The 9329-nt window shown below is 63.0% G+C and carries 8 protein-coding genes; 6 read left to right on the forward strand and 2 right to left on the reverse strand.

Annotation, left to right across the window (positions count from 1 at the left end; all coding sequences use genetic code 11):
* Positions 1-92 precede the first annotated feature (92 nt).
* On the reverse strand, positions 93-953 hold the full coding sequence (locus tag AKL29_RS34005) for a prephenate dehydratase (RefSeq protein WP_050387193.1): 861 nt from the start codon (positions 951-953) through the stop codon (positions 93-95).
* 21 nt (positions 954-974) lie between these two features.
* Complete coding sequence (locus AKL29_RS34010; RefSeq protein ID WP_028334660.1) at positions 975-1715, reverse strand: 3-deoxy-manno-octulosonate cytidylyltransferase; 741 nt, start codon at positions 1713-1715, stop codon at positions 975-977.
* A gap of 200 nt (positions 1716-1915) precedes the next feature.
* On the opposite strand from AKL29_RS34010, the gene AKL29_RS34015 reads away from it, so the two are divergent.
* From AKL29_RS34015 to AKL29_RS45980, 6 genes are all read left to right on the forward strand, one after another.
* On the forward strand, positions 1916-2464 hold the full coding sequence (locus tag AKL29_RS34015; protein ID WP_028334661.1) for a c-type cytochrome: 549 nt from the start codon (positions 1916-1918) through the stop codon (positions 2462-2464).
* Positions 2465-2679: 215 nt separating this feature from the next.
* Positions 2680-4581, forward strand: coding sequence for an extracellular solute-binding protein (locus AKL29_RS34020; protein ID WP_028334662.1), 1902 nt, complete (start codon positions 2680-2682; stop codon positions 4579-4581).
* A 17-nt stretch (positions 4582-4598) separates the two neighbouring features.
* Positions 4599-6470 carry an extracellular solute-binding protein gene (locus AKL29_RS34025; protein ID WP_028334663.1) on the forward strand — a complete coding sequence of 624 codons (1872 nt, stop codon included), beginning with the start codon at positions 4599-4601 and terminating at the stop codon, positions 6468-6470.
* Between the two features lie 3 nt (positions 6471-6473).
* A complete protein-coding gene (locus AKL29_RS34030) occupies positions 6474-7583 on the forward strand; it encodes a microcin C ABC transporter permease YejB (protein WP_028334664.1) in 1110 nt (369 codons plus the stop codon).
* A complete protein-coding gene (locus tag AKL29_RS34035; RefSeq protein WP_028334665.1) occupies positions 7583-8767 on the forward strand; it encodes an ABC transporter permease in 1185 nt (394 codons plus the stop codon). Before AKL29_RS34030 ends, AKL29_RS34035 begins: the two co-directional genes overlap by 1 nt.
* A 3-nt stretch (positions 8768-8770) precedes the next feature.
* Positions 8771-9329, forward strand: a 559-nt coding sequence (locus AKL29_RS45980; RefSeq protein WP_244482575.1) for an ATP-binding cassette domain-containing protein, incomplete at its 3' end; no start/stop codon positions are given.

A 9329-nucleotide genomic window follows, 5' to 3' on the forward strand; every position in this document is an offset into this window, starting at 1 on the left:
GTAATTGTTGCGCGACGCTTGAACGACGAGCCCCATCCCGGCCCCCGTGCGCAATTGCGCACCAGGCCGGGACGACGTACGGCGCGTGCGGCTCAGTCCTGCGTCTCGCTGAAGGTGGCGCGGAACGGATGGCCGGGATAGACGCCGACGATGCGGAATTCGCGCGAGAAGAATTTTAATTCCTCGATCGCGAAGGCGAGGCCGCGGTCATCGGGGTGACCGTCGACATCGGCATAGAATTGCGTGGCGAAGAAATTGCCGTCGACCATGTAGCTTTCGAGCTTGGTCATGTTGACGCCGTTGGTGGCAAAGCCGCCCAGCGCCTTGTACAGCGCGGCGGGCAAGTTGCGCACCCGGAACACAAAAGTCGTGACCAGCAGCCCCGAGCCCTGCGCGGCCCATTTGGCCTCGCGCGCCAGCACCACGAAGCGGGTGGTGTTGTGGGCCTCGTCCTCGATGTCCTCGGCGAGAATGTCGAGGCCGTAGATATCGGCGGCGAGGCGGGAGGCGATCGCCGCCACGCTCTTGTCGCCGCGCTCGGAGATGTCGCGGGCGCTGCCGGCGGTGTCGGCGGCGACGATCGGCTTGATGCCGAGCTTGCGGATGACGCGGCGGCACTGGCCGAGCGCGTGGACGTGGCTCTCCACGCTCTTGATGTCGGCGAGCTTGGTGCCCTTGATCGCCATCAGCTGGTGGCGGATCGGCAAGAACCATTCGCCGACGATGAACAGGCCCGAGGCGGGCAGCAAATGATGGATGTCGGCGACGCGGCCGGCGACCGAATTCTCGATCGGGATCATGCCGAGATCGGCCTCGCCCGAGGAAATCGCGGCCAGCGCGTCCTCGAAGGTCGGGCAGGGCATCGGCTCGGCGTCGGGATAGGCCTCGACAATCGCGATATGGGAATTGGCGCCAGGCTCGCCCTGGAACGCGATTTTCAGCTTCTTGGTCATGGGTGGCCTTTTACCAGCCGGTCAGGCTTTGGAAAGTATTCTGCGGGCGGTTTCGAGATCGGCCGGGGTGTCGACGCCGCGCGGGACGGTATCGACGATGGTGACGTCGATCCGCATCCCGGCCTCCAGCGCGCGGAGCTGCTCGAGCTTTTCCTGCTGCTCCAGCGGCGAGGGCGGCAGCGCCACGAACCGCTCCAGCGCGGCGCGGCGGTAGGCGTAGAGGCCGATATGATGGTAGCGCGGCCCGTCGCCATAAGGCGCGGTGGCGCGGGTGAAATACAGCGCGCGCAACCGGTTCGGCCCGATCGGCGAGCCGACTGCCTTGACCACGCTGGGGGCCTGATCCTCCTCCTCGGTATGGATGCGCGAGGCCAGGGTCGAAATGTCGACCGCGGGATCGTCGAGCGCCGGCATCACGCTGCGGATGGTCTCGGGGCTGATGGTCGGGAAATCGCCCTGCAGATTGACCACGATCTCGGCATGGCCGGCCGGGTCGAGGGTCGTCATCGCTTCATAAATCCGGTCCGAGCCGGACGGATGGTCGGGACGGGTCATCACGACCTCGCCGCCGGCAGCCTTCACCGCATCGGCGATCTCGGCCGTGTCGGTGGCGACCGCAACCCGGCCGATGCCCGCTGCCTCGGCCCGCCGCAGCACATGGACGATCATCGGCACGCCGGCGATCTCGAGCAGCGGTTTTCCCGGCAGGCGAGTGGCGGCCATGCGGGCCGGAATCAGCACCAAGGTACGGGGATCGGTCATTCGTGTCGGGGCCCGTCCGGCCTGCGGAAATTGCCGGGGAGGAGGTTGAATTCGGCGCGTTTATACGGGTTGCCAGAGCGCGGGCAAACCGATATCTCAACCCTGCTTGGGGCGGTGCGATAAGGCCGATTCCCAGGTCTTTCCCCGCGGCCGTATTCCCGGCCTGAAGTCGACATTCAAGGCCCGGAGCCTGACCCAAAATGGACTCCTTCGAACTCAACAAAATCCTCGGTGCGGTTCTCGGCACCTGCATCGTCGTCCTGGTGATGAGCTTTGCCGCCAGCGCGAAATTCGCGCCGAAGCTGCCGGAGAAGCCGGGTTTTGAGATCGCTGTGAAGGAAGAGTCCCATGGCGGTGGCGGCGAGGCCGCGGCGGCCTCCTCCGAGCCGATCGAGAAGCTGTTGCAGACGGCGTCCGTCGAGAAGGGCGCCGCGGCCGCCAAGAAGTGCCAGGCCTGCCACACCTTCGAGAAGGGCGGTCCCAACCGCGTCGGTCCGAACCTGTTCGGCGTCGTCGGCGAGAAGAAGGGTGAAGGCCGTGGCTTCAATTTCTCGGCCGCGATGAAGGGCAAGGGCGGCGAATGGTCCTTCGACGACCTCAACAAGTTCCTGACCAACCCGAAGGGTTTCATTCCCGGCACCGCGATGGGCTTTGCCGGCGTCCCGAAGGACAGCGAGCGCGCCGACATCATCGCCTATCTGAATTCGAACTCGGAGCACCCGGCTCCGCTCCCGACCGCCTCGAAGTAGCGATTTGCTTCGCGCAAGCATGCGGATGAAACGGCCAGGCAATGCCTGGCCGTTTTTGCATGGGGAATCCGCTGTCGCGGGCTTGTTATCGGGACGTTTCGCCGCACCGATATTGTTCCCGGGCCAATATCATGAGGAAAAAGCAACGTAATTTGTCGAACCGTTGCCTTATATTGGGTCCCATGTAAGCGGGGCCGCAAGCAGGAAGACCGAATTTGGCGATCACCCGACGACACCTCCTTCAAGGCAGCGCACTGGCGGCAATGGCTCCGGCGCTCGGACTCACCCCCGGCCTGTCGGCGATCACGCCGGCCTTCGCCGACGATGCCCCCAACGGGCTGAAATGGCGGCATGCCTTGTCGCTTTTCGGGAATGTCAAATATCCGGTCGACTTCAAGCGCTTTGACTATGTCAATCCGGATGCGCCGAAGGGCGGGTTTGTCCGGCAAATCTCAATCGGCACTTTTGATAATTTCAACATCGTCGTCTCGGGTGTGAAGGGCTCCATCGCAGGCGCTGTCGCCCTCATTTATGAATCGCTGACGACACCTTCGCTCGACGAAGTCTCAACGGAGTACGGATCGCTGGCGGAGGCAGCAAGTCACCCCGACGACTTCTCTTATGTCGTTTATCGTCTGCGCCCTCAGGCAAAGTGGCATGACGGAGCACCGGTTACTCCGGAAGATGTGATCTTCTCGCTCGACGCCTTCAAGACTCATCACCCTATGTTTTCTGCCTATTACAGCCATGTGGTAAGGGCGGAAAAGATTAGCGATCGCGAAGTGAAGTTTGTCTTCGATATGCCTGGCAACCGCGAATTGCCGCAGATCGTGGGTCAACTGACGATTTTGCCGAAGCACTGGTGGGAAGGCACCAATGGCCAAGGCCACAAGCGCGATATCTCCGCGACGACGCTGGAGCAGCCGCTTGGATCGGGACCGTATCGGATCAAGGAGTTCGTCGCAGGACGGACGGTGACTCTTGAGCGCGTCAAGGACCATTGGGCGCGCGACCTCGCGATCAACGTGGGGCGCAACAACTTCGACGAACTTCGCTACGAGTATTTCAGGGATCCGACGGTTGCGATTGAGGCATTCAAGGGCGATCAGATCGATTGGCGCTTGGAGAACAGCGCGAAGGCATGGGCAACCGCCTATAATTTTCCTGCTGTCACCGACAAGCGCGTGGTGCTGGAAGAGTTTCCGAACCGCAGTTCGGGCATCATGCAGGCCTTTGTCCCGAACCAGCGGCGCGCCAAATTCAAGGATCCGCGTGTTCGCCGCGCCCTGAATTACGCGTTCGACTTCGAGGAGGTCAACAAGCTGCTCTTCTTCGGCCAATACAAGCGCATCATTAGCTACTTTGATGGCGCCGAGGAGTTGATGGCGACTGGGCTGCCGCAAGGCAAGGAGCTCGCCATTCTTGAATCCATGCGTGATCAGGTGCCTGCCGAAGTATTCACGACGGTCTATGCGAATCCGGTCGGCGGCAATCCAGAAGCAGTGCGCGAAAATCTCCGTGAAGCATCTCGTCTGCTCAGGGAGGCTGGGTATGAGGTGCGAGACAGGAAGCTCGTGGATGCAAAGAGCGGAGAGCCGTTCTCCATCGAATTGTTGAGTGAGGATCCGAATTTCGAGAGGATCATGCTGGCTTACAAGCCGGCGCTCGAGCGGCTCGGATTTTCGATCACGGTGCGTACGATTGATCCGATCCAATATGAGAACCGGCTTCGCAGTTGGGATTTCGACGTCGTCACCGCATCCTGGGGTGAATCCCTGTCACCCGGAAACGAGCAGCGTGAATACTGGGGATCGAAAGCTGCAGACAACGCCGGATCGCGCAATATTGCCGGCATCAAGAGCCCGGTTATCGACAAGCTGATCGAACGGGTGATTTTTGCGACGGATCGCGAGGATCTCGTCGCGGCGACAAAAGCGCTCGACCGCGTGCTATTGTGGAACCATTACGTCGTCCCGCAGTGGAATTATCCTAAGGTGCGTACAGCGCGCTGGGATCGCTTCGGCCGTCCGGCAGAGTTGCCGAAATATGGCCAATCGGGATTCCCTGCGATCTGGTGGTACGACGCCGACAAGGCGGCCAAGCTCAAGCGTTCATAAAACTCAAGGATCCGCGCATGGCGCTATTCTCCCGTCGGCACGCACTCGGTCTCGGCATCGGTGCGTTGAGTGCTGCAGGCTTGCGTGCTGCGCCGGCGGTGGCCGACAACGGAACCGAGATGCACGGCATGTCGGTGTTCGGCGACCTGAAATATCCGGCGGATTTCAAGATATTCGACTACGTCAATCCGAAGGCGCCGAAGGGCGGGGCGTTCTCGGTGATCCCGTGGGTGCGCGGTTACAACCAGTCCTACTACACCTTCAATTCGCTGAACGCCTACGTCCTCAAGGGCGAAGGCGCGCAGGGCATGGACATGACGTTCGCGACGCTGATGTCGCGCGCCAATGACGAGCCCGACGCGATGTACGGCTATGCCGCGAAGTCGGTGCAGATCTCGCCGGACAAGCTGGTCTACCGCTTCACCATGCGCCCCGAGGCGCGCTTCCATGACGGCTCGAAGCTGACCGCGCAGGATGTCGCCTTCTCGCTCAATACGCTGAAGGAAAAAGGCCACCCTCTGATCCAGGTGCAGCTGCGCGACTTCGTCAAGGCCGAGGCGCCCGATGACGCGACCGCGGTGGTGACCTTCGCGGCGGGGCGCGCCCGCGACGTGCCGCTCTACGTTGCGGGTCTGCCGATCTTCTCCAAGGCCTATTACGCGAAGCGGCCGTTCGAGGACTCGACGCTCGATGCACCGCTCGGCTCGGGGCCGTACAAGGTCGGCCGGTTCGAGGTCAACCGCTATGTCGAATTCGACCGCGTCAAGGACTGGTGGGGCGCCGAGCTGCCGGTCAATCGCGGCAGCTACAATTTCGACACCGTGCGCTACGAATTCTATCGCGATCGCGATGTGGCGTTCGAGGGCTTCACCTCGAAGAGCTATCTGTTCCGCGAGGAGTTCACCGCGCGCGTCTGGGCGACACGCTACGATTTCCCCGCCGTGAAGGATGGCCGCGTCAAGCGCGAGACGCTGCCCGACGATACGCCGTCCGGCGCGCAAGGCTGGTTCATCAACACGCGCCGTGACAAGTTCAAGGATTCACGCGTGCGCGAGGCGCTGATCTGCGCCTTCGACTTCGAGTGGACCAACAAGACCATCATGTACGATGCCTATGCGCGCACCGTGTCGCCGTTCCAGAACTCGGACATGGTCGCGGACGGGCCTCCCTCGCCTGAGGAGCTGGCGCTGCTCGAGCCGTTCCGCGGCCAGGTGCCCGATGAGGTGTTCGGCCTGCCGTTCGTGCCGCCGATGTCCGATGGTTCCGGCCAGGATCGCGCGCTGCTGCGCAAGGCGGTGCAGCTGCTCAACGAGGCCGGCTGTGTCGTCAAGGACGGCAAGCGCGTGCTGCCGAACGGCGAGCCCATCACCATCGAATTCCTCAACGACGAGCCCTCGCTGCAGCCGCACCATGGGCCTTACATCAAGAACCTCGGCACGCTTGGCATCGAAGCAACGTTCCGCCTCGTCGACGCGGTGCAGTACCGCGCCCGGGTGGAAGACTTCGATTTCGACATGACCATGCAGCGCTTCAGCTTCTCGGCGACGCCCGGCGACAGCATGCGGCCGTTCTTCTCCTCGCAGGCCGCGAAGACCAAGGGCTCCTACAATCTCGCGGGCATCGCCAATCCCGCGATCGACGTGCTGATCGAGAAGATCATCGGCGCCAACAGCCGCCATGAGCTGACGATCGCCTGCCGCGCCTTCGACCGCGTGTTCCGCGCCGGCCGCTACTGGGTGCCGCAATGGTACCGCAACACGCATCCGATCGCCTATTGGGACCAGTTCGGCCATACCGAGAAGCTGGCGAAATATGCCCAGGGCGTCGGCGCCCCGGAGAACTGGTGGTATGATGCGGCCAAGGCCGCGAAGCTCGAGCAGGCGAAGTAGCCGATGAGCGCCTATATCGCCCGACGTATCTTCCTGATGCTGCCGACGCTGCTTGGCATCCTGTTCGTCTCCTTCGTGGTCGTGCAGTTTGCTCCCGGCGGTCCGGTCGAGCGTGTCATCGCGCAGATCAACGGCGCCGACACCGGCGGCACGTCGCGGGTGTCGGGAGGCGGCGGCGATTTCGGCGCGCAGCGCGGCCAGGGCGCGGGCGCAGGCGCGGCCATCAACTCGAAATACCGCGGCGCGCAGGGCCTCGATCCCGATTTCATCAAGAAGCTCGAGGTGCAGTTCGGCTTCGACAAGCCGGCGCCGGAGCGGTTCGCGCTGATGGTGTGGAATTTCGCGCGGTTCGATTTCGGCAACAGCTATTTCCGCAGTGTCAGCGTGCTGCAGCTGATCAAGGAGAAGCTGCCGGTCTCGATGTCGCTCGGCATCTGGATGACGCTGCTGACCTATCTGATCTCGATCCCGCTCGGCATCCGCAAGGCGGTGCAGGACGGCTCGCGGTTCGATACCTGGACCTCGGCGGCGATCATCATCGGCTTTGCGATACCGGGCTTCCTGTTCGCGATCCTCCTGATCGTGCTGCTTGCCGGCGGCTCATTCCTCAATATCTTTCCGCTGCGCGGCCTGACCTCGGACGGCTGGGCGCAATTCCCCTGGTACTGGAAGATCATCGATTATTTCTGGCATCTGACGCTGCCGCTGATATCGATGGCGCTCGGTGCCTTCGCCACCATGACCCTGCTGACCAAGAACTCGTTCCTCGACGAGATCCGCAAGCAATATGTAATGACCGCGCGCGCCAAGGGTTGCAGCGAGCGCCAGGTGCTGTACGGCCACATCTTCCGCAACGCCATGCTGATCGTGATCGCCGGCTTCCCGGGCGCGTTCATTCACGCGTTCTTCTCCGGCTCGCTGCTGATCGAAACCATCTTCTCGCTCGACGGGCTCGGCCTGCTTGGCTTCGAGAGCGTGTTGAACCGCGACTATCCGGTGGTGTTCGGGACGCTGTTCATCTTCTCGCTGGTCGGACTGGTGGTCAATCTGCTCTCCGATCTCGCCTATATGTGGATCGATCCCCGGATCGACTTTGAAGCGCGGGAGGTCTGATGACGATGCTCGCGCCCCAACCGGTCGAGACCTCGACGCAATCGCCGCTCGGCGAGGCCGTGCCCGCCACGCACCACGGCTTTTCGCCGTCGCCGCTGAACAGGCGACGCTGGCAGAACTTCAAGGCCAATCGCCGCGGCTACTGGTCGTTCTGGATCTTCCTCGTGCTGTTCGTGGCGTCGCTGTTCGCCAATTTCATCGCCAACGACAAGCCGCTGGTCGTCAAATATGACGGCCGTCTCTACTGGCCGGTGATCTTCACCTATGCCGAGACCACCTTCGGCGGCGACTTCGAGACCGCGGCGGACTATCGCGATCCATACCTGCAGAAGCAGATCGCCGCCAAGGGCGGCAGCATGATCTGGCCGCCGATCCGCTACTCCTACGACAGCCGCAACCTCGATCCGCCGACGGCGGTGCCCTCGAAGCCGACCTGGCTGTTGACCGAAGAGCAGTGCAAGGACGTGGTGAAGCGCAAGGGACTGACCGGCTGCCGCGATCTCGAATACAACTGGCTCGGCACCGACGATCAGGGCCGCGATGTGGTCGCGCGGCTGATCTACGGCTTCCGCATCTCGGTGCTGTTCGGCCTGACGCTGACCATCCTGTCCTCGATCATCGGCATCGCCGCCGGCGGCGTGCAGGGATATTTCGGCGGCTGGACCGATCTCATCTTCCAGCGGCTGATCGAGATATGGACCGCGATCCCCTCGCTCTATCTGCTGCTGATCATCTCGGCGGTGCTGCCGCCGGGCTTCTTCATCCTGCTCGGCATCCTCCTGCTATTCTCGTGGGTCTCGCTGGTCGGGCTGGTGCGCGCCGAGTTCCTGCGGGGTCGCAACTTCGAATACATCCAGGCGGCGCGTGCGCTCGGCGTCTCCAACGGCGTGATCATGTTCCGCCACCTGCTGCCGAACGCGATGGTCGCGACCATGACGTTCCTGCCCTTCATCGTCTCGTCCTCGGTGATGACGCTGACGGCGCTGGATTTCCTCGGCTTCGGCCTGCCGCCCGGTTCGCCCTCGCTCGGTGAATTGCTGTCGCAGGGCAAGGCCAACGTGCAGGCGCCGTGGCTCGGCCTCACCGGCTTTTTCTCGGTCGCGATCATGCTGTCGCTGCTGATCTTCATCGGCGAAGCCGCGCGCGACGCCTTCGATCCACGCAAGACGTTCTCGAAGGGCTGAGGTATGGACGCCATCAACCAGCCCTTGCTCGATGTCCGCGACCTCTCGGTCGCCTTCGGCCGCTCGCTTGCGGTCGACGGCATCTCGTTCTCGATCAAGCGCGGCGAATGCGTCGCGCTGGTCGGCGAATCCGGTTCGGGAAAATCCGTCAGCGCGCTGTCGGTGCTGAAGCTGCTGCCCTATCCGACGGCATCGCATCCCACCGGCGCGATTCGCTTCCGCGGCCGCGACCTCCTGACCGCGTCCGACCAGGAGATGCGCGAGGTCCGCGGCAACGACATCTCGATCATCTTCCAGGAGCCGATGACCTCGCTCAATCCGCTCCAGACCATCGAGACCCAAATCGGCGAGATCCTGTCGCTGCACAGGGGCGTCAGTGGCGCGGCGGCGCGGGCGCGGACGCTGGAGCTATTGGGCCAGGTCGGCATCCCCGAGCCGGAGACCCGGCTCAAGAGCTATCCGCACCAATTGTCCGGCGGCCAGCGCCAGCGCGTGATGATCGCGATGGCGCTCGCCAACGAGCCCGATCTGTTGATCGCGGACGAGCCGACCACCGCGCTCG

It is taken from the genome of Bradyrhizobium pachyrhizi (assembly GCF_001189245.1).
In the GTDB taxonomy this organism is placed as follows: Bacteria; Pseudomonadota; Alphaproteobacteria; order Rhizobiales; family Xanthobacteraceae; genus Bradyrhizobium; species Bradyrhizobium pachyrhizi.